Genomic DNA, 20,113 nt, shown 5'->3' on the forward strand with positions numbered 1-20,113 from the left:
ACTGTTGAGGTTGACGGCGTAAAGGGCTATTACAACGAATACGGCGCATTCATTCCTTATGCAGAGGACGAAGAAGATGAAGAAGAGTCCTATGACGAGGAATACGAAGAGGAAGAGACTGAGGAAGAATACGATGAAGAGTCGGAAGATGAGTCCGAATATGAGTATGAGGAAGAGTCTGACGATGAATCTGATGAGGAAACAGAAGAGGCTGACGACAGCGAGCTGACCGAAGATGAAGAGTCCGAAGAAGAGGACGATTCTGATGAAGAAGATGAGGCAAAGGAAACCGAAGAAGAGCCTGAAGCTGCTGAGCCTGAGAAGAAGAAAAAGCGCGGCTTCTTCAGCAGACTGTTCGGAGGTAAGGACGATGATTAAGCAGCTGGTAATGGCTACGAACAATGCCAACAAGCTCCGTGAGGCAAGAGAGATACTTGCTCCCCTCGGTATAGAGGTGCTGTCTCAGCGTGAAGCAGGTGCAAACTGCGATCCTGAGGAAAACGGTGCTACATTTGCGGAGAATGCACTCATAAAGGCAAAGGCTGTATACGAAGCTGTAGGACTTCCTACAATAGCCGATGACAGCGGACTCTGTGTTGATGCAATGGACGGCAGACCCGGAGTATATTCCGCAAGATACGCTCCTGAGGGACAGCACTGCGCAAAGCTCCTTGAGGAAATGAAGGACGTTCCCGAGGATAAGCGCGGAGCTGCTTTCAGGTGCACTATAGCCTACATCGACGAAAACGGATACGATACCATGTCAGGGGACTGCAAAGGCGCTATCGGCTATGAGCAGAGAGGCACGAACGGTTTCGGCTATGACCCTGTGTTCATGGTTGGCGACAGGACTATGGCGGAGCTTACCGCTGATGAGAAAAACAAGATAAGTCACAGAGGTGCAGCCCTGAGAGAGCTGTACAGCTTCCTTAAAGAAAGATACGGTGATTGAATGTTAACAAGCAAGCAGAGAGCGTACCTGCGCGGTATCGCTTCAACATATGAGACCATATATCAGGTCGGCAAGGGCGGAGTCACAGAAGCTATGTGCAAGGATATAGCAGAGGCACTCCGCAAGAGAGAGCTTATAAAGCTGAGAGTCCTTGACAACTCGGGCTGGACAGCAAGAGAAGCTGCGGACGCTATCGCAGAGCAGACAGACTCCGATGTAGTACAGGTCATAGGCAATAAATTCGTGCTTTTCAAGCGCAACGAGAAAGACCCTGTTATTGAGAATATTCCCAAGGCGAAGTAAGCCATGAAGGTACTGATAATAAGCGGTACGAACCATAAGGGCTCGACCTACAGTATCGGACATATAGTTGCCGAGAAGCTTACTAAAGCAGAAAATATCAGCGAGGTGTTCCTGCCGCGGGATTTTGACGAGTTCTGCTGCGGCTGTACCAACTGTTTTAGTAAATCTGATGACAAGTGTCCGCACTACTCAAAGCTGAAGCCCATAACCGAGCTTATAGACGCTGCCGATGTGCTGATACTTACATCTCCCGTGTATGTATATCACTGTACAGGTCAAATGAAGGCTCTCCTCGATCATTACGGCTGGCGCTGGATGGCTCATCGTCCCGATGAGAGAATGTTCGGCAAGCAGGCGGTAGTCGTTGCAACTGCTGCGGGAGCAGGTATGAAGTCAACGATGAAGGATATGGCTGACAGCTGTTTCTTCTGGGGAATCCCACAGATCTACAAGCTGGGAAAGGCTGTAAGAGCAATTGACTGGAACAGCGTATCGCCGAAGATGAAGGAAAGCATCAATGCAAAAGCTGACAGTATCGCCAGAAAGATACTGAAAAGGCAGGGAAAAGTACCTGTCGGTATAAAGACAAGGGCATTTTTCAAGATAATGAGCCTTTTGCAGCGCAACGGCTGGAACAAGGCTGATATGGACTACTGGAAGGAAAAGGGCTGGACAGGCAGCAAACGCCCGTGGAAATAAGCATAAATACAGTATCGGAGGTGCAGAATGAAAATAGGAATATACGGCGGAAGCTTCAATCCCGTTCATAACGGACATATACATCTTGCCAATACGGCTGTTGAGGAATTCGGGCTGGACAGGCTTTATCTTCTTCCGTCAAAGAAGTCTCCGCACCGTTCGAGTGCTGAATATGCTCCCGATGAGGACAGGCTTGAAATGCTGAGGCTTGCCTGCAAGGGCAATGAGCATTTGTTTGTCAGTGATTTTGAGACGCGCAGCGACCGCGTGAGCTATACTATTTACACAGTGGAGCATTTCCGTAGTGAATTTCCCGATGATGAACTGTTTCTCCTTGTGGGAAGCGATATGCTGCTGAGCTTTGATACATGGTACCGCTTTGAAGAGATACTCGCCAATGTAACACTTTGTGTAGTTTCACGGGAAAACGGTGATATGGCAGAGTTGAAGAAAAAAGCAGAGGAACTTGAAAAATTCGGCAAAATACTGGTATCTGAGGCTGCTCCCACGGTGATATCGAGCACAGAGGTCAGAAAAAAAATTGCCAAAAACAAGGATTTCACTTGCTATCTTGACGAAAATGTAGTACAATATATAAGATTGAAGGGATTATATTCGGTACGAGGTGAAGAAAAATTGCTGTATAACCCCGATGACAAAAAGAAATATCTTAAAAGCTGCCTTTCTGCCAAAAGATACACTCATTCGCTGAATGTTGCAGCAGAATGCAGAAAGCTGGCTGAAAAATACGGTGAAGATCCTGACAAGGCTTATTTTGCAGGACTTCTCCATGATATATGTAAGGAAATGCCTGATGATGTACAGAAGGAACTGGTCATGAGCAGCGGCTATACAGTCTGCCGCGAAGAGCTTGAGACACGTTCAGTGTGGCATGGTATTGCAGGCGCATATTTTATAAAAAAAGAATTTGGCATTGAAGATATAGATATACTCAATTCCATTAGATTTCATACAGTGGGCAGAGCAGGTATGTCACGCCTTGAAGAGATAGTATATATGGGCGACCTGATATCTGCCGAGAGAGACTATAAAGATGTAGACAAGATGCGTAAGCTGGCATATACTGACCTAAATGCAGCTATGATGGAAGCATTCGCATTTTCCATGAAGTCTGTGATAAAAAAAGGCGGAGTTATTCCGATATGTACCGCCGAGGGATATAATTTTTACACGAGACTTTTAAAAGAAGAGAAGAAATGATAGCAAATTGAAAAGAGGACTCAAATGAACCGAGAAGAACTTAATGGAGAGTTTAATAGAAACGTAAAAAATGCTCCGAGACAGCCAAAGCCGTTAAGGAAGCTTAAAAGGATAGATAATTCAAAGCCGAGTCAGCCTGTGTATCACGGACTGCACGAAGCTCCGTCAATAGATATAAGCATCGAAGAGGAAAAGCCGAGAAGACGTGCTCCCGAGCCTAAGCAGACATACTACGGACTCCACGAAAAAGGCAGAGCAGGAGATATTGTCGAAGGCGATGAGTTTGACGACTTTGATGATTACGACTATGGCAATGAAAAGGAAGGAAAAAAGAGCAAAAAAGATGTTATAATCAAGACATCTTCCATACTTATGAGTCTGGTAGTCATAGTTGCTCTTTTCCTTAATATGCCTATACTCTGGTATAAAAAGACAGGTCAGCCCGATCAGAGAGTGTCAATAATTAAGTATTTCAAGCTGTGGCAGCCTCTTGTTGATCTTGAAGGAGAGCTTGAAAAGCCTCAGACCAATCTCAATGTTGATACCGATATCGTAACCGATGATTTTACGGATGGTCTTGATCTTCCTCAGTTGGTAGAGGGACAGTATACAGTTCTTTTCCTTGGATTTGACGAGGATCAGGAGCTTACCGACGTTATATGGATATGCCAGTTCGATATCGCAGCTGCTAAGCTCCATATATTACAGATACCTCGTGACTGTGCTGTTCCTAACTATACAAGCAACCCTACAACAAAGATAAACAGTGTTTACTATGAGGGCTACGATCAGGAAGTAAGCAAGATACAGCGTGTAGTAAACTGCGTACAGGATAATTTTGGCGTTCCGATAGATGCATATGTTACTACAGCCTGCTTTGATATTGTTGACATAGTTAATCTTATAGGCGGTATACCGATACATCTTGATAACGAGATCATCTACGAAGCAGACAAGATAATCCCTGCGGGTGATGTCAAGCTTTCGGGTGAGCAGGCAGAGTGGTTCGTTCGTTTCCGTCATGAGTGGCTTCAGGGCGATATCGGACGAGTTCAGAACCAGCGTCGTTTCATGGCAGCAGCTATGCAGAAGCTGCTCAGCATAGTAAAAGACGAGGGAAAAATGAAGCTTTACAGCTATCTGAAAACTATCTATCAGAACAAGTGGATAGCTACGAATATGAGCGTTGCTGATCTCAGCAAGCTTGCTGATTTTGGTTCTACACTCCAAATGGAAAATGTAAGCGTAAACATGGTACCGGGTGAGGACGCAATGTACTACGCTGCTGACGGAGTAGAATACAGCATTTACTCTATCCACAAGAGAGCAACATTGGATCTGATAAATGAATCATTCAGACCGTATCAGCTCCCGCTGCTCATGTCTGACAGCAATATCATTGAGTATGTACAGGAGTACGAATATCAGTATGATCTTTACGACGATACAGGTATTACCTTCGAGGAACTTGAAACGGCTACAGAGCCTTTGAGAAATCCCGATATGAAACCTGCATGGAAGGAGTATGAAGAATAAATGACCGAACAGGAAAAGCTTGAACTTATAATAAAAACTCTCGACAGCAAAAGAGGCGAGGATATACAGGCTATAAAAATATCTGACCTTACTATCCTTGCGGACTATTTCGTTATCGTAAACGGTACAAGCAATACTCACGCAAGAACCCTTGCAGACGAGGTTGAATTCGTGCTTTCACAGAAGGGCATCGAGCCTCAGCGCCGTGAAGCCGATACCGGAAATACATGGATAATCCTTGATTACGCTGATATCATCGTTCACGTATTCTACAAGGATACAAGAAACTTCTATAAGCTCGAAGGTCTGTGGGCAGACGGCGAGCAGATTGATATAAGCGGACTTCTTGTCAAGGAGTGAGCAAATGAAAACAAACAACGAAAAAGGACGTATGCTCTGCATCATAATAGGAGCTTACCTTATTGCAAAGGCAGTTCTTAATATGGTCATAGGCGGCGGATTCAGTCTCAGCGATATGCTTATCGCCGTAGGACTTGCCTGTGCTATGTTTACAGGCATCAAGTTCGTAAACTATGGTGTGGCAGCTGTGCTTGTGCTGATCGCTGCGATACATCTCCCTGCAAATATATCCAATATCAGTTCAAACTGGCTGTATCTCATTGAGGGTATAGCTGATATTGGCTGTGCAGTGCTCCTTTGCGTACACAGCGACATAAAGGAACACTTTACAAACTCGATAAATATTAATAATTAAATAAAGGAATGATATTACAATGAGCAGATATGATTTCACATCTGTTGAAGCCAAATGGCAGAAATACTGGGAAGAACACGAGACCTTCAAGACTGATGTCTGGGACTTCAGCAAGCCTAAGTTCTATGCACTGGATATGTTCCCGTATCCATCTGGAGTAGGTCTCCACGCAGGTCACCCCGAGGGCTATACAGCTACAGACATCGTTTCACGTATGAAGCGTATGCAGGGCTATAATGTCCTTCATCCAATGGGATACGACTCCTTCGGACTTCCCGCAGAGCAGTATGCGGTAAATACAGGTAATCACCCCAACGGCTTTACTCAGGAAAATATCAAGACCTTTTCAAAGCAGCTCAAGGAGCTGGGATTTGATTATGACTGGTCAAAGATGGTAGCTACTTCCGACCCTGAGTTCTACAAGTGGACTCAGTGGATATTCAAGCAGCTCTATCTTGACGGCTATGCAAAGTATATAGATATGCCTGTAAACTGGTGCGAAGAGCTTGGAACAGTTCTCTCAAACGATGAAGTTATCGACGGCAAGTCAGAGCGCGGCGGCTTCCCTGTAGTTCGTAAGAACATGAAGCAGTGGGTAATCGACCAGCCTGCATTTGCAGAAAAGCTCCTCGAAGGACTTGACGAGATCGACTGGCCTGAGTCCACAAAGGCTATGCAGCGCAACTGGATAGGCAAGTCTACAGGTGTAGAGGTGGAATTCGACATCGTAGGCGGCGGAAAGTTCTCTATCTTCACAACCTGTATCGAGACTATCTACGGTATCACATTCATGGTACTTGCTCCCGACGGAGCTATCACAGAGAGCCTTCTTGACCGTGTTCAGAACAGGGAAGAAGTCGAGGCATACATCGCTGAGACAAAGAAGAAGAACGACATGGACCGTACAGAGCTTAACAAGACAAAGTCAGGCTGCGAGCTCAAGGGCGTTACTTGTATCAACCCTGTAAACGGCAAGGAAGTCCGTATGTTCATCGGTGATTTCGTACTTGCAAGCTACGGTACAGGTGCAGTTATGGCTGTACCGAGCCACGATCAGCGTGACTTTGAGTATGCAATTGCTCATAATATAGATATGATTCAGGTAATCGACGGCAAGGAAGACCACATCGACGTTTCCGAAGCCGCAATGGAAAAGACAGAGTACCTCGGCAAGGGCTATAAGCTCATAAATTCCGAGGAATTCACAGGTCTTACTGTTGAGGAAGCAAAGGAAGCTATCACACAGAAGCTTGAAAAAATGGGCAGAGCTAAGCGCACTGTCAACTATCACTTCCGTGAATGGATATTTGCCCGTCAGCGTTACTGGGGCGAGCCTGTACCTGTAGTTCACGGTGAGGACGGTCAGATACACGTTCTCGACGATGAAGAGCTCCCACTGGTTCTTCCTGAGCTTGACGACTACAAGGGCAAGAACGGAAAAGCCCCTCTCGAAAATGCAACTGAGTGGAAAAAGTACGACCACAACGGTGTAAAGGGTACCCGTGAGACTTCTACAATGCCAGGAAGTGCAGGTTCAAGCTGGTACTACTTCAGATATATCGACCCGCACAACGATAAGGAATTCGCAAATCAGGAGCTCCTCAAGCACTGGATGCCTGTTGACCTCTACATCGGCGGTCCCGAGCACGCTGTAGGTCATCTTATGTATTCACGTATCTGGAACAGATACCTCTACGACAAGGGCCTTGCTCCTACAAAGGAGCCTTTCAAGAAGCTTGTACATCAGGGTATGATCCTCGGTGAGAACGGTATCAAAATGGGTAAGCGTTTCCCTGAATTCGTTGTAAATCCTTCCGATATCGTAAGAGACTACGGCGCAGATACTCTCCGTCTTTACGAGATGTTCATGGGACCTCTCGAAGTAAGCAAGCCGTGGAGCAAGAGCGGTGTTGAGGGCGCAAAGAGATTTGTACAGAGAGTATGGAACTTCTTCATAGAAGCTGAGAACCTTACTGACGACAACGACGGCGCACTCACAAAGGTATACCACCAGACAGTCAAGAAGGTAACAGACGACTTCGAGAAGCTTGCTTTCAATACAGCTATCAGCCAGATGATGATATTTGTAAATGCTGTGTACAAGAACGGCAAGTGCCCGAGAGAGTATGCTGAGGGACTTATAAAGATGCTGTCCTGTATCACACCTCATATGGGTGAAGAGATATGGAGCATCATGGGTCATAATGATACTATCGCTTACGAGAGCTGGCCTGTATACGATGAAGAGCTCTGCAAGGAGGATACTATCGAGATCGTTGTACAGGTAAACGGAAAGCTCAAGGCTAAGCTTAATATTGAAATGGACGCTGACAAGGAGTCCGTTATGGAAATGGCTATGTCAGACGATAAGGTAAAGGAAGCTGTTGAGGGTAAGAACATACTCAAACAGATATATGTACCAAATAAACTTGTTAATATTGTAGCAAAATAACGAAATTTTAAGACACACAAAAAATGCTTGACAACGAGCAGAAAATGTGGTAAACTATTAATATATTCTTTATAACTATTTATATGTAATCTGCTATATAGTGGGGGACGCGATGTCTACCGCTCGACAGGGTGGTTAGCATAGATGCTTCGGAGCAAAGCTCCGTGCAACCTCTGAACAAGGGAGGGAAATTTAGTGGCAGAAGTTCGTGTTGGCAAAAACGAGTCTTTAGACACAGCTCTTAAGAGATTTAAGAGATCATGTGCAAAGGATGGCGTAATTGCTGAGGTTCGTAAGAGAGAGCACTACGAAAAGCCTTCAGTTAAGCGTAAGAAGAAGTCTGAGGCAGCTCGTAAGCGTAAGTATTGATCTTGCGAAATTATTAATGTTGATAAAAGCGGGCTGCGGCTCGCTTTTTCATTTATTTGAACGGAGTTGACAAATAGCTTGGGTTTAAAACATAAGATAACAAAAACCGACGTGGATTTTGCATTCAGGAAAACAGTCGATATCACACCTTCATTTCTGAAAAAGCATGGTATCAAGGGTCTTATCCTTGATGTTGACAATACTCTTACTACACATGATAATCCCGTTCCTGCCGAGGGGATAACCGAGTGGCTGGAGAATATGAAAAAGAGTGGGATAAAGCTTATAATAGTATCGAATAACCATTCAGACCGTGTGAGACCCTTTGCTGATCCGCTTGGACTTGATTTTGTCAGTGACAGCGGAAAACCGCTGAAAAGGGGATATACAGCAGCTATGAAGAAAATGGGACTTACTCCCGATGAGACTGCTGCTGTTGGCGATCAGCTTTTTACAGATGTATGGGGAGCAAATTTCGCAAAGGTGAAGATGTTATACGTTGAACCTATGGAGCTTGAACCAAAGTCGAAAAGGTTCATAAGATTCAAGAGAGTCCTTGAAAAGCCTTTTCTTCCGAAAAAATTTGTCGATGACATAAAGGAGTAAATATGATAAAGAAAATACTTGTTATACACGGTCCTAATCTTAATCTTTTAGGAGAGCGCGAGCCGGGAGTTTACGGAAATTCTTCCATTGATACACTTAACAGCAATATAATCGACCGCGCAAAGGAACAGGGCCTTGAGTGTGAGATATTCCAGTCAAATCATGAGGGAGCTATCATTGATAAGCTCCACGCAGCAAGAACAGCATTTGACGGTGTTATCCTCAATGCAGGTGCGTATACACATTACAGCTATGCTATACGCGATGCCATTGCAGCTATAAAGATACCTGTTATCGAAGTTCATATCAGCAATGTATTTGCCCGTGACGAATTTCGTTCAAATTCAGTTATCGCACCCGTATGCAAGGGCAGCATAAGCGGCTTTGGCTTCGGCAGCTACTATCTTGCTGTACAGGCACTTGCTGAGCTCTGAGAGGTGCGCAATGTCGAGACTTGACAGACTTTTTGAGGAGTTTGATGGGGCAGACTGCGCCCTTATAACTTCGGATATAAACAGAAGATATTTTACTGGAATGAAATCATCAGCAGGAGTAGTTCTTGCGTTTCCTGACAAGGCGTATCTTCTCATAGATTTTCGTTACATAGAAAAGGCAAGAGCCACAGTCAAGGATGCTGAGGTCATTGAGGCTAAGAAGCTGTATCCACAACTTATGGAGCTTCTGACAAAGCACGGTGCAAAGTCTATGGCTATAGAGTCAGAGACAATGACCGTCAAGGAGCTCAATGCCTATGAGCATTTCTATACATCTATTGATATAATCCATAACGATAGCCTGAGCAATGCTATTTCCAACCTCAGAACGGTAAAGGACGAAAGTGAGATCGAGTGTATACAGAAGGCTCAGGAAATAGCCGAGAAAGCTCTTGAAGAGGTGAAGGGCTTCATAAAAGTCGGTGTAACAGAGCGTGAAATAGCTCTTGAGCTAAACAGACACATGTTCGCTTACGGTGCTGAGGACTTATCCTTTGATACTATCGTGCTTTCAGGCGCGAATACTTCAATGCCTCACGGAGTTCCTTCCGATAAAAAGGTAGAAAACGGCGAATTTGTACTCATCGACTTTGGTGCTGTATATAACGGCTATCACAGCGACATGACCCGTACTCTTTGTGTTGGTGAGCCAAGCGAGGAAATGAAGAAGGTATACAATATCGTACTCAATGCACAGCTTGCGGGCATAGAGGCTGCAAAGGCAGGCATACTCGGCTGTGATCTTGACAAGGTATCCCGTGATATCATAGAGCAGGCAGGCTACGGCAGCTGCTTCGGACATTCTCTCGGTCACGGAGTAGGCATGGAGATACATGAAAAGCCCAACGCATCGCCGAATTATAAAGCTCCGCTGAATGAGGGCGCGGTAGTAACTGTAGAGCCCGGTATCTATATAGAAGGCAAATTCGGAGTGCGTATAGAAGATTTTGTCATTTTAACTGAAAATGGCTGCAAAAACTTGACAAAAAGTGCAAAAAATCTCATATCTTTATAATAATATCACTTTAGGTATTGCAAAAATTACCGAAATGTGATAAAATAAAGTATCATGTTAATTTGAAAAATACGGAGGTTATTAATAATGATTTCAGCAGGAGATTTCAGAAACGGCGTTACTTTTGAGCTCGACGGACAGGTAGTTCAGGTAATTGAATTCCAGCACGTTAAGCCAGGTAAGGGTGCCGCTTTTGTAAGAACTAAATACAAGAACGTAATCACAGGTTCAGTTGTTGAAACTTCTTTCAACCCAACCGCTAAGTTCCCTACAGCATTCGTTGAGAGAAAGGATATGCAGTACAGCTACAACGACGGTGAGCTTTACTACTTCATGGACCTTGAAACATATGAGCAGGTTCCGATCAGTGCATCTACACTCGGCGACAACTTCAAGTTCGTTAAGGAAGAGATGATCTGTAAGATCCTTTCATACAAGGGCAACGTTTTTGGTGTTGAGCCGCCTAACTTCGTTGAGCTCAAGGTTACACAGACTGATCCGGGATTCAAGGGCGATACAGCTACAAACGCTACAAAGCCTGCTACACTTGAGACAGGTGCAGAGATCAAGGTTCCGCTCTTTATCGACGAAGGTGAAGTAATTCAGGTCGACACAAGAACAGGCGAGTATATGTCAAGAGCATAAGCTCAGCTTTTAATAAAGACTTTATTTTGAGAGGAGGAGCTTGTTATGAAGCTTACCGAAAAAATGTCATATTTACAGGGACTTATCGACGGTCTTGAGATCGACACTTCCACTAAGGAGGGAAAGGCTCTCATTCAGATGTCAGAGGTAATGTCCGAAATGGTAATGTATGTTGAGGATCTTCAGTCACAGGTCGATGAGCTTACAGAGCTTTGCGATATCCTTGATGAGGATCTCGGAGCAATTGAAGATGATTTCTATGATGATCTCGATTGTGACGAGTGCGACGGCGACTGCGATAATTGTGATGAAGACGAAGATTGGGACGACGATGACGAGTTCGATTTTGATGATGACGATGATGAGCTTTACGAGATCACTTGTCCTACCTGCGGAGATACTATCCTTCTTGATGAGGGTATGATCGAAGAGGGTTCAATTAACTGTCCTAATTGTGATGAGCTCCTTGAATTTGATTACGATGACCTCACTATTGAGGATTTCGAGGACAAGGCTGAAGAGCCTGAAAAGAAGTAATCTGCTAAAAAACGGGCTGCGGATAGAGTTATCTTCCGCAGCTTTTAATTTTTTTCGGAATTTTTTTATTTTTTCTGTAACGAAAGTTTTGCAGCGTAGTCTTATAGTTGAAGGCGGTGAGAAGTATGGGTCAGGTCGAAGAGCTCTACAAAGACTATTTCCATGATGTATTCCTTTATATACGGTCATTGTCAGCTGACGAAGCTCTTGCTGAGGATATTACTCAGGAGACATTTTTCAAGGCTATAAAGTCTGTTGACAGCTTCCGCGGAGACTGCGATATAAGGGTATGGCTGTGTCAGATAGCAAAAAATCTGCTGTATACACACAACAAGAAGCAAAAACGGTACACGGGAGAAGAAGTGCCTGAAACGGTTCCTGATACTTCCGTGACTATGGAAGAGCTTCTTGAAAACAATCAGCAGTCAATGGAGATACATCGTGTACTTCATACTCTTGTCGAACCTTATAAAGAGGTATTCACCCTGAGAGTGTTCGGAGAACTTAGTTTCCGACAAATAGGTGATATCTTTGGAAAGACCGAGAGCTGGGCGCGAGTGACATTCCACCGTGCAAAGCTGAAGATAATAGAAGAACTGGAGGTACAGAAATGAAAAACTGCGATATGATAAAGGATCTGCTTCCGCTGTACGCTGACGATGTGTGCAGTGAGGAGAGCAGAAAGGCAGTGGAGGAGCATATAAACAGCTGTCCCGACTGCAAAGCAGAGCTTGAAAAGCTCCGCAAAAACGTCACTGTAAGCCCTCAGAAGGACACAGAAGTACTCAAACGCATAAAGAGGCGTCTGCGCATAGAGAAGCTTGTGGTGAGTCTTATAAGCGTTCTGGCTATATGCGGAATTCTGCTTTACGGACTTGTGTATTGCATAAATGATTACAAGTCAATGGATATGGAGAAGTACAAGATACTTGAAAATGTAAGCGTCAGCGAGCATGATAATGCTGTATGGCTCAATATAAAAGGGTATGCTGCATCATTTGATATAGATGCACCGACTTTAAGCGATACAAACGGCAAACATCTTGGGATAGACGATGATTTTGACAAGGAAAAGAAGAACGGATATGGTATTACTCTCAAACAGCGCAGGATAGATGATTTTACGTTCAATCCCACAGGAAGTCTGAAAAGCTTTGAGATGAAGATCTTCGACCTTGATGAAAAGAAAGATATGATGAAGGTTTTCTACTACGATGATGTTAATAATAAAGAGTATATCTTATGGGAGCGTGATTAAAATGACTGAGAGAAGATTTAGTATACCACTGATACTGCTTGCTGTGATATCATTTGGAATAGGATTTTTCGGATTTGCAGTGGAAAGTATAGCATTTGCTGTTGGAGTTATAATAGCTTCGCTGAAACTTCGTGAGAAATATCTTATAAAGATACCAATAGCAATATGCATTGCATCAATAATAACATCGGCTGCATTCCTTGCCTTTATGATATATACGGGAATAAAGGGCGGCTATAACGATTACTGGCTTATGAGACTTATATTCGGAGAACCTAAATAAAACATCAGTCCCCTCGGCTATGCCGAGGGGACGCTTTATTCATATTGAGCAAGAATTTTCAGAGCAGTTTCGAGTCTGGTCTGACGGTTGTTCATTGCCTGCTTTTCGATGTATTTATGAGCCTGAGGCTCAGTGAATTTAAGGTATTTCATAAGAGTAGTCTTTGCACGGTTAATGGTGCGCATTTCCTCAATACGGCTCATAATATCCGTGCTTTCCTTTTTAACACCTGCCATGCGGACTCTTGCGGCGATAATAAGCCGAATAGTACGCTGAAGCTCTTCTCTTGTTACTGGCCTTGACAGTACGTTTACGCCGCTGTCTGAGACTCTGTCGGCGATATCCTCAGAAACATCGCTGCCGCAAATGAGTATCATACCCGCGGAGGTGGACTCCGCTATCATTTCAGCAAGCTCCTGACCGAATTCATCGGGCAGAGGCGTATTTATTATAACAAGCTCAGGCTCAGTTTCATTTTTTACAAGCCTGCGTGCTTCGCTGCCGCTGACAGCTATTGCAGTTCTTCCGCAGCCTTCTATACGCAGGAGCTGTTCACAAAGCTCTGATATCTCGTTATTTGAAGATACGATAATTGCTCTGTCCATAGTTTACCTCACACGAACTTGAAGTATGACTCTTCCTCGAATTTGTCCTTATCCGAAGCAGAGGAGTAGTCCTGTATCTGTTTGTCAAGCTGTGCGAATATATTTCTGCGTATTTCCTGAGACAAGGTGTTTTTCACGAATATACTTTCCTTTGCGATAGCTGATGCTTCATCAAGTGAAGACGGCAGCGGCTGTAAAAGTGAGCTGTCAGAGCCGTTATGCATAGCACTTTCAAAGAGAGAGCAGTCCTGGGACTGTATTCCACCGATACCTGCTGCAAGTATAAGCTTGAATGTGATATAAGGGTTGCAGCAAGCATCTGCGGAGCGTATCTCGATACGGGGAGATATACCCACAGGCTTTGGAACACGGATAAGCTGAGCGCAGTTTTCCGATGACCAGTTGACATACTTGGGAGCATAGCCTATACCGAAACGCTTATAGGAATTCGTTGTACTGTTGAGAAATGCGGTTATCTCACGCATTTTGCTGAGAATACCCGATATGAAGCATTTGCCCTCAAATGTCATGCCGTTCTGAGTATCGAAGATGTTTTCTCCGCCTTTTCTGAGACTTATGGAGATGCTGAGTGCGCTTCCATGTTCATTTGGAAGAGGCTTTGGCATAAATGAAGCGAAAAGACCGTTCTGAGCCGCAATGGATTTAACTACGGTCTTGTAGTGTACCATATTATCGGCAGCAGTTATAGGCTCGCTTTCGCGGAACTCTATCTCATTCTGTGCAGGACCGTGCTTGTGGCAGGAGCTTTTCGGACTCATGCCCATTTCTTCCAGTGAGAGGCATATCTCACGTCTTGCATTTTCGCACTTATCCAGCGGAGCAACATCGAGATATCCGCCTTTGTCGTGAGGTATCTTTGTAGGCTCTCCGCGCTCGTCCAGCTCAAAGAGATAGAACTCGCACTTTGTCCCCATTTCGCAGGAATATCCGTCAAGTCTGAGCTGATTGATATAGTTGGTCAGCTCTGTACGCATATCGCCTACGTAGTCACTTCCGTCCATGTTTTTGAGAGCGCAGAAGAAGCGGACAACTCGTCCCGACTTAGGTCTCCACGGTAGAACGGAAAGAGTAGATATATCAGGCACAAGAAGCAGGTCGGAACAGCCCTCGGCTATACATGAAGCGTCGAAAGGTATGCCGTATTCGAATGCTCTTGGCAGTTCATTTGGCATGATAGCCACATTTTTGAGATTGCCGAACATATCACAGAAAGTAAGTCTTATAAATTTTACGTCATTCTCTTCAACGAATTTCAGTATCTCTTTAGGAGAAAAGCTCATTGAAAGACCTCCATTTATTAGTGTAGGGAACGCCGCCCTCGGCGTTCCGTGAGCCGTTAGCTGTTAGTAGTAGGGGACGGCGTTTTCGGTGTCCCAATGTAGGGGCGCACATTGTGCGCCCGTTAATATATATTTTATTTCAATGCCATAACATATATCTGGCATGGATTATCTTCGTCCCAGTAAGTGGGGAATACTTCAAACTCTTTGAAACCGCAGCTGAGATAGAAAAGATTGGTCCTGTCGTAGTCCTCGTACTTGCCCATTTGAACTGTTTTCACCTGCATAAAGGAATAGCCGTTTTCGCCAGCGATAGCCTTTGCTTTATCAAAGAGCTGCCGTCCTATGCCGCTGCGGTGATACTCTTTCAGCACACCCATAACAGCCAGTTCAACGGTATCCTTTCCCGTTTCTTTCAGACAAAGGAAACCCACATATTCATCGTTTTCCTTAGCTGCAATAAATATCCAGTCAGCACAGTCCATTATGTACTGTTCGCGGCTCTCGTCCACCTCGAACCATTCTCTGAGTGCTTCAAGGACTTTTCGTGCGATTTTACTTTTTTCGCCTTTGTCAAAGATCTGCTCCATCATTTATTGTTTCTCCGTAGGTTATGCTGTTGCTATGTCGATAATGTAATCCATTACCTCATAAAAATCCGAAAACATCAGACATTCATCACCTATGTCATTATAATCTTCATATTCATAGAAAATAAAGGAATCATATCTTTTATCAAAGCATATATGCTGTGAATTATAAAAGCCGAGGATCAGCAATTCATCAGGAACAATGCCGTCTGAAAAATCATAGTTTATTCTGAATTTGTCGTTCATATCGACACTGTACAATTGGCAGTCTCCACCCGATAATTCGGCTCCGTTTGAGAGCCTTAAAAAATCCTTATAGGAATTCGGGATAGATATTCACGTATTTTCCTCGAATTCAGCTATCTGGGTTTCAGTTGCAGGCGGATTGAATTCCGAACTTTGCCAATCGTCCTGTATAGATTTTAAGCGTTCAATACGTTCTTTCATATATTACACATTGAAGCGGAACAGAACTATATCTCCGTCCTGCATAACGTATTCCTTGCCCTCAAGGCGTACAAGTCCCTTTTCCTTTGCAGCAGCCATGCTTCCGCAAGCCATAAGGTCGTCATAGGAGATGACCTCTGCACGGATAAAGCCTTTCTCGAAGTCTGTATGTATCTTACCTGCTGCCTGAGGAGCTTTAGTGCCCTTTGTGATAGTCCATGCGCGGACTTCCTGCTTGCCTGCTGTGAGGTATGAGATAAGTCCGAGGAGTGAATAGCCTTCCTTGATGATACGGTTGAGACCTGATACTTCCAGACCAAGCTCGCTGAGGAACATAGCCTTGTCCTCATCGCCCATATCGGATATCTCAGCTTCTATCTGTGCACAGATAGGGAGTACAGCTGAGTGCTCCTCAGCTGCGAGTGCACATACAGCCTTGTAATTCTCGTTTGTTTCGATATTGTTTGTGAAGTCCTCTTCGCTGAGGTTAGCAGCATAGATAACAGGCTTGGCAGAGAGAAGAGGAGTTGACTTTATGAGCTCGCGCTCCTCATCTGTGAAGTCAAAACCTCTTGCGGATTTGCCGTTTTCAAGGTGAGCCTTTAATCTTTCAAGGAACTCAGCCTCTGCAAGGTACTTCTTGTCGCCCTTTGCAGCTTTTTTAGCACGGTCGATACGTCTTTCAACCATTTCGATATCGGAGAAAATAAGCTCCAGATTGATTGTTTCGATGTCACGGAGAGGGTTTATACTTCCGTCAACGTGAATGATATTGGGGTCCTCAAAGCATCTTACAACGTGAACGATGGCATCTACCTCACGGATATCAGCAAGGAACTTGTTTCCGAGACCTTCGCCCTTTGAAGCTCCCTTTACCAGACCTGCGATGTCAACGAATTCGAGAGTTGCGGGAGTGAACTTATCAGGCTCATACATCTCGGCAAGCTTGTCCAGTCTCTCATCGGGAACAGAAACGATACCAACGTTTTTCTCGATAGTGCAGAAGGGATAGTTTGCTGATTCTGCACCTGCGTTCGTCAGTGCGTTGAAAAGTGTGCTTTTGCCTACATTAGGCAGACCAACCATACCAAGTTTCATATTTATTTCTTACCTTTCTTATCATATGTTTCCCCGCCGAAAAGGCGGGGAACTGAATACTTTAATTGTTTGCGTAAGTCGTGCGCTTGTTGTTCACAAGCGAGCTTACATTTGAATTCTGTATCTGTACGTCGCCGCTTTCAGTGCCTATATCCTTAGGATTTCCAGCGTTAACGACCATAGATACCTGTGAATCTATAATAGTGACATTTCCTGTGCCGAGAGCGTCACCGATACCTGTTACCTCATCGCCTTCAGAGTCGATAGTGATGTCGGCATTCTTTATCTTTGTATTGACGCTGCCCTTGATCGCACCGATACACGAGTTCTTGCCTGAGCGCATCTTCATGTTTATCTTGCCCTGCTTGATGTAGATACTGCCCTCGCCGTCCTCAAGAACGCCTATTCCGACGGCCTGTGCACCTGTGCATGACATATTTATATCAGCGGAAGTGCTGATAGTAGCGATACCCTTGCAGCTTCCAATACCTGCTATCTTTATGCCGGACATATTCATATCGAGAGAGCAATTCTCACCGATCTCGATATTTGCATCACCGTTGAAGCTTCCGATGCCCAGACCGTTATGTGAGTACATAAACAGCTTGACCTTGCCCGAAACGAGCTTTATGTCTGAGTCATCATCGTTATATCCGCCTCCGATACACAGTGATTCAACACTGTTGGAGATAATTTCGAGAGTACCGCCGAAGTCTATGGTGATATCGCCGTACCCGTGGTCGTAGTCGTTACCGATGCCTATGCCCTCGGAGGCATAGCAGTCGATAGAAAGATTGCCCTTGCCGTTAAGCTCGAACTGTGAGCCCATAGGCACATAGATACCCGAGTAGCTGAGCTTGTTGTTCTTGACAACAGTTAGTACAAGTCTTGCGTACTCACCCACAGTGATAGTAGGCTTGCTGTTTCCGCTTATCATATTGACGTTTTTGAGTGTAAGCTCGCAGCTGTGATTATCCATTATGGATATATTCATTTTTACGGGCTTGTCGGGATCGCCGACGATAGTTAGCTTGCTCTGATAAACGTGGATATCGGTGTATTTTTCAAGAGCCAGCTTAAGGAGATCGACTTCCGTATCATTCTGTGCGGCATAGATCTTCTTAACGCCTTCGGGGCGGGTCTCAAGATTGGTCTTGATTATCTCGTCCTTGATATCCGAGGATATGCTGTTAAGGAAGAGCGGCTTTGGCTTTGATGTATAATATCCCTGTACAAGATCAACGCCGAGACGTATAACAGTTTTGAGCTCCTGAAGAGTCTCAACGCCTTCAGCCAGTGATTTGAGCTGATTTTCGTGGCAGAACTCGATAACAGAAGTAACGAGCTGCTGCTTTTTCAGATCGTTGTGTATATCGCTTATGAGCGAACGGTCTATCTTGATGTAATCAGGGGAGTAATGCAGCAGATTTGAAGAGTTTGAATAGCCTGTGCCATAGTCGTCTATAGCCAGCATAGCGTGTGCAAATCCGCAGCGCTTTTTCAGAGTCTCTATGCCCTTTGCAGTAGCCGCAGACTCCTCAACGATCTCAATAACGGTCTTTTCGAGAAGTTCACCGTAAGTAAGATAGAGTTCATTGAAGTCCTCATCTGTGAGCAGATGATTAGGCAGGCAGTTGATGAAAAGCTTTCGCTTCTCAAAGATCTGCTGATTATCGCTGAGCAGCTTCATTGTGTTGAAGAAGGTGAGCTTTTCGATAGCGTAGAGATTATTCTGCGCATCGCCTATTTTCAGTATCTGCTTCGGAGCCATTTTGATATCTCCGATAGTACGCATAAGCGCTTCGTAGGCTACTATCTCACCTGTCTGAGTCTCAACTATAGGCTGTAAATAGTAGGTGAGAAGGTTTTCCTGTACAATGCGCGAATAGGTCTGTGCATTGCGGTAGGAGTCCTTTTCGCGTATGTAGTTTTCCTCCGAGAACCAGTTGATAACAGCTCTTTTGTCCGTTCTTGCTTCAAAGAGTGCAAACTCTGAATAGTTAACGAGCATATTGAAGTCTGAGGCTTCCTCAGGATATGAAGCACAGCCGATAGAAAGACTGATGTGGCTCTTGTCGGAAATATCAATTATTTCGCCGAAATCGTCGGTAAGAACGCATTTCTGAACAGCCTCGTCCATACTGTTGAGGATATTATATATGCTCATTTTGTCGCATTCGCGGAAGAATACGCATATCTCATAGTTGGATTTTGAGCCGATTATGAGAGTATCACTGGCAAAACTTTTAAGAGCTTCCGCAACAGATGTTATACAGCTGTTGGTATTGTCAACAGTGAGGTATGAGCCCAGCTTGTCGATGCCGTTTATGTAGATAGTGGCAAGACAGGCGTGCTGAACATCGGGAAGTATCTTCTTGATCTTCTGTGAGAACGACGGATAAGACGGAAGCCTTGTAACAGGGTCATATTCCACAAAAGCCTGTCGGTCGTTGAATTCCGATATCTGACGGGTAAAGTCCTGAACGAAGCCCAGCCATTCGTCACTGCTTTCGTAGATATTCATTTTTATATACCTTGTCACATTTCCGTCGGTATATTTGTAGATGTGCTTCTGTCCTTCAACAGGATTTTTTGAGATCATCTCAAGGAGGTTGAAGAATTCAAATTCGTTTATCTTTTCGTTTGGACAGCCAAGCATATGACAGGCAGCCGAATCAAGATAGGCAGCTTTTTCCTTTGCAATATACGTGAACGCACCTATATTGCCGACGAACTGCTGAAAGACCTTCCAGTCACGGCTCAGCGCGGGAGGAGTTTTACTAAAATCAAAAATACCCATATTTACTCCGTATACCGCATGACGGGCGCAGAAAAGACACCGCGCCTCATGTTAGTACCTGCATTTTTACGGTCAGCAGGTGACCGTGATAACGTACGATTTATACACTTTAATTATACAGCAAAAAGCGTATTTTGTCAATAAAAAAGCCGCCCATTTCAGGCGGCTTCGGAAATAACTATGCAGC

At 44.5% G+C, this 20,113-nt stretch carries 23 protein-coding genes; 17 read left to right on the forward strand and 6 right to left on the reverse strand.

Annotated features, from left to right (window positions below; all coding sequences use genetic code 11):
- Positions 1–370 precede the first annotated feature (370 nt).
- From rdgB to L870_RS0114500, 17 genes are all read left to right on the forward strand, one after another.
- On the forward strand, positions 371–952 hold the full coding sequence (gene rdgB, locus L870_RS0114420; RefSeq protein ID WP_028518739.1) for an RdgB/HAM1 family non-canonical purine NTP pyrophosphatase: 582 nt from the start codon (positions 371–373) through the stop codon (positions 950–952).
- On the forward strand, positions 953–1,255 hold the full coding sequence (yhbY, locus tag L870_RS0114425; protein WP_028518740.1) for a ribosome assembly RNA-binding protein YhbY: 303 nt from the start codon (positions 953–955) through the stop codon (positions 1,253–1,255).
- A gap of 3 nt (positions 1,256–1,258) precedes the next feature.
- Positions 1,259–1,954 (forward strand): NAD(P)H-dependent oxidoreductase, encoded by a 696-nt coding sequence (locus tag L870_RS0114430; protein ID WP_028518741.1) that lies wholly within the window; start codon positions 1,259–1,261, stop codon positions 1,952–1,954.
- Between the two features lie 27 nt (positions 1,955–1,981).
- A complete protein-coding gene (locus L870_RS19110) occupies positions 1,982–3,175 on the forward strand; it encodes a nicotinate-nucleotide adenylyltransferase (RefSeq protein WP_028518742.1) in 1,194 nt (397 codons plus the stop codon).
- A gap of 24 nt (positions 3,176–3,199) precedes the next feature.
- The gene (locus tag L870_RS0114440; RefSeq protein ID WP_028518743.1) at positions 3,200–4,711 is read left to right on the forward strand and encodes an LCP family protein; all 1,512 of its coding nucleotides are present in this window, start codon (positions 3,200–3,202) and stop codon (positions 4,709–4,711) included.
- Positions 4,712–5,071, forward strand: coding sequence for a ribosome silencing factor (gene rsfS / locus L870_RS0114445; protein WP_028518744.1), 360 nt, complete (start codon positions 4,712–4,714; stop codon positions 5,069–5,071).
- Between the two features lie 4 nt (positions 5,072–5,075).
- Positions 5,076–5,426 (forward strand): hypothetical protein, encoded by a 351-nt coding sequence (locus L870_RS0114450; protein WP_028518745.1) that lies wholly within the window; start codon positions 5,076–5,078, stop codon positions 5,424–5,426.
- Between the two features lie 19 nt (positions 5,427–5,445).
- Positions 5,446–7,878, forward strand: a complete 2,433-nt coding sequence (gene leuS / locus L870_RS0114455; RefSeq protein WP_028518746.1) for a leucine--tRNA ligase — start codon at positions 5,446–5,448, stop codon at positions 7,876–7,878.
- 195 nt (positions 7,879–8,073) lie between these two features.
- Positions 8,074–8,247, forward strand: a complete 174-nt coding sequence (rpsU, locus tag L870_RS0114460) for a 30S ribosomal protein S21 (RefSeq protein ID WP_009984057.1) — start codon at positions 8,074–8,076, stop codon at positions 8,245–8,247.
- Positions 8,248–8,325: 78 nt separating this feature from the next.
- Positions 8,326–8,853: a YqeG family HAD IIIA-type phosphatase gene (locus L870_RS0114465; protein WP_028518747.1), complete on the forward strand. Its 528-nt coding sequence runs from the start codon at positions 8,326–8,328 to the stop codon at positions 8,851–8,853.
- A 2-nt stretch (positions 8,854–8,855) separates the two neighbouring features.
- Positions 8,856–9,287, forward strand: coding sequence for a type II 3-dehydroquinate dehydratase (aroQ, locus tag L870_RS0114470; RefSeq protein ID WP_037272550.1), 432 nt, complete (start codon positions 8,856–8,858; stop codon positions 9,285–9,287).
- A gap of 10 nt (positions 9,288–9,297) precedes the next feature.
- Complete coding sequence (locus L870_RS0114475; RefSeq protein ID WP_028518749.1) at positions 9,298–10,362, forward strand: aminopeptidase P family protein; 1,065 nt, start codon at positions 9,298–9,300, stop codon at positions 10,360–10,362.
- Positions 10,363–10,449: 87 nt separating this feature from the next.
- Positions 10,450–11,007 (forward strand): elongation factor P, encoded by a 558-nt coding sequence (gene efp / locus L870_RS0114480; RefSeq protein WP_028518750.1) that lies wholly within the window; start codon positions 10,450–10,452, stop codon positions 11,005–11,007.
- A gap of 45 nt (positions 11,008–11,052) precedes the next feature.
- Positions 11,053–11,544 (forward strand): CD1247 N-terminal domain-containing protein, encoded by a 492-nt coding sequence (locus L870_RS0114485; RefSeq protein ID WP_028518751.1) that lies wholly within the window; start codon positions 11,053–11,055, stop codon positions 11,542–11,544.
- A 125-nt stretch (positions 11,545–11,669) separates the two neighbouring features.
- The gene (locus L870_RS0114490) at positions 11,670–12,158 is read left to right on the forward strand and encodes an RNA polymerase sigma factor (RefSeq protein WP_028518752.1); all 489 of its coding nucleotides are present in this window, start codon (positions 11,670–11,672) and stop codon (positions 12,156–12,158) included.
- Positions 12,155–12,802: an anti-sigma factor family protein gene (locus tag L870_RS18760; RefSeq protein WP_051411594.1), complete on the forward strand. Its 648-nt coding sequence runs from the start codon at positions 12,155–12,157 to the stop codon at positions 12,800–12,802. Before L870_RS0114490 ends, L870_RS18760 begins: the two co-directional genes overlap by 4 nt.
- Before the next feature lies 1 nt (position 12,803).
- On the forward strand, positions 12,804–13,085 hold the full coding sequence (locus tag L870_RS0114500; RefSeq protein WP_028518753.1) for a hypothetical protein: 282 nt from the start codon (positions 12,804–12,806) through the stop codon (positions 13,083–13,085).
- 35 nt (positions 13,086–13,120) lie between these two features.
- On the opposite strand, the gene L870_RS0114505 is transcribed toward L870_RS0114500, so the two are convergent.
- From L870_RS0114505 to L870_RS0114535, 6 genes are all read right to left on the reverse strand, one after another.
- The gene (locus L870_RS0114505) at positions 13,121–13,690 is read right to left on the reverse strand and encodes an ANTAR domain-containing response regulator (protein ID WP_028518754.1); all 570 of its coding nucleotides are present in this window, start codon (positions 13,688–13,690) and stop codon (positions 13,121–13,123) included.
- 8 nt (positions 13,691–13,698) lie between these two features.
- Positions 13,699–14,991 carry a glutamine synthetase family protein gene (locus tag L870_RS0114510; protein ID WP_028518755.1) on the reverse strand — a complete coding sequence of 431 codons (1,293 nt, stop codon included), beginning with the start codon at positions 14,989–14,991 and terminating at the stop codon, positions 13,699–13,701.
- Between the two features lie 134 nt (positions 14,992–15,125).
- Positions 15,126–15,584, reverse strand: a complete 459-nt coding sequence (locus L870_RS0114515) for a GNAT family N-acetyltransferase (protein WP_028518756.1) — start codon at positions 15,582–15,584, stop codon at positions 15,126–15,128.
- A gap of 18 nt (positions 15,585–15,602) precedes the next feature.
- Positions 15,603–15,917, reverse strand: coding sequence for an SMI1/KNR4 family protein (locus L870_RS0114520; protein ID WP_155250210.1), 315 nt, complete (start codon positions 15,915–15,917; stop codon positions 15,603–15,605).
- A gap of 114 nt (positions 15,918–16,031) precedes the next feature.
- Entirely contained in the window at positions 16,032–17,126 is a 1,095-nt protein-coding gene (gene ychF, locus L870_RS0114530; RefSeq protein WP_028518758.1) for a redox-regulated ATPase YchF, read from the reverse strand.
- A 61-nt stretch (positions 17,127–17,187) separates the two neighbouring features.
- On the reverse strand, positions 17,188–19,926 hold the full coding sequence (locus L870_RS0114535) for a bifunctional diguanylate cyclase/phosphodiesterase (RefSeq protein ID WP_028518759.1): 2,739 nt from the start codon (positions 19,924–19,926) through the stop codon (positions 17,188–17,190).
- Between the last annotated feature and the right edge of the window lie 187 nt (positions 19,927–20,113).

The sequence above is a fragment of the Ruminococcus flavefaciens ATCC 19208 genome, from assembly GCF_000518765.1.
GTDB classification, from domain to species: domain Bacteria; phylum Bacillota; class Clostridia; order Oscillospirales; family Ruminococcaceae; genus Ruminococcus; species Ruminococcus flavefaciens.

Bases quoted from the DNA above. Each gene is read 5' to 3' on its own strand.
- L870_RS0114535 (WP_028518759.1), bottom strand. From the start codon at position 19,926: ATGGGTATTTTTGATTTTAGTAAAACTCCTCCCGCGCTGAGCCGTGAC.
- aroQ (WP_037272550.1), top strand. From the start codon at position 8,856: ATGATAAAGAAAATACTTGTTATACACGGTCCTAATCTTAATCTTTTA.
- L870_RS0114500 (WP_028518753.1), top strand. From the start codon at position 12,804: ATGACTGAGAGAAGATTTAGTATACCACTGATACTGCTTGCTGTGATA.
- efp (WP_028518750.1), top strand. From the start codon at position 10,450: ATGATTTCAGCAGGAGATTTCAGAAACGGCGTTACTTTTGAGCTCGAC.
- L870_RS0114430 (WP_028518741.1), top strand. From the start codon at position 1,259: ATGAAGGTACTGATAATAAGCGGTACGAACCATAAGGGCTCGACCTAC.
- L870_RS0114450 (WP_028518745.1), top strand. From the start codon at position 5,076: ATGAAAACAAACAACGAAAAAGGACGTATGCTCTGCATCATAATAGGA.
- rsfS (WP_028518744.1), top strand. From the start codon at position 4,712: ATGACCGAACAGGAAAAGCTTGAACTTATAATAAAAACTCTCGACAGC.
- L870_RS0114475 (WP_028518749.1), top strand. From the start codon at position 9,298: ATGTCGAGACTTGACAGACTTTTTGAGGAGTTTGATGGGGCAGACTGC.
- L870_RS0114505 (WP_028518754.1), bottom strand. From the start codon at position 13,690: ATGGACAGAGCAATTATCGTATCTTCAAATAACGAGATATCAGAGCTT.
- L870_RS0114490 (WP_028518752.1), top strand. From the start codon at position 11,670: ATGGGTCAGGTCGAAGAGCTCTACAAAGACTATTTCCATGATGTATTC.
- L870_RS0114510 (WP_028518755.1), bottom strand. From the start codon at position 14,991: ATGAGCTTTTCTCCTAAAGAGATACTGAAATTCGTTGAAGAGAATGAC.
- yhbY (WP_028518740.1), top strand. From the start codon at position 953: ATGTTAACAAGCAAGCAGAGAGCGTACCTGCGCGGTATCGCTTCAACA.
- L870_RS0114485 (WP_028518751.1), top strand. From the start codon at position 11,053: ATGAAGCTTACCGAAAAAATGTCATATTTACAGGGACTTATCGACGGT.
- ychF (WP_028518758.1), bottom strand. From the start codon at position 17,126: ATGAAACTTGGTATGGTTGGTCTGCCTAATGTAGGCAAAAGCACACTT.
- L870_RS19110 (WP_028518742.1), top strand. From the start codon at position 1,982: ATGAAAATAGGAATATACGGCGGAAGCTTCAATCCCGTTCATAACGGA.
- rdgB (WP_028518739.1), top strand. From the start codon at position 371: ATGATTAAGCAGCTGGTAATGGCTACGAACAATGCCAACAAGCTCCGT.
- leuS (WP_028518746.1), top strand. From the start codon at position 5,446: ATGAGCAGATATGATTTCACATCTGTTGAAGCCAAATGGCAGAAATAC.
- L870_RS0114440 (WP_028518743.1), top strand. From the start codon at position 3,200: ATGAACCGAGAAGAACTTAATGGAGAGTTTAATAGAAACGTAAAAAAT.
- L870_RS0114515 (WP_028518756.1), bottom strand. From the start codon at position 15,584: ATGATGGAGCAGATCTTTGACAAAGGCGAAAAAAGTAAAATCGCACGA.
- L870_RS18760 (WP_051411594.1), top strand. From the start codon at position 12,155: ATGAAAAACTGCGATATGATAAAGGATCTGCTTCCGCTGTACGCTGAC.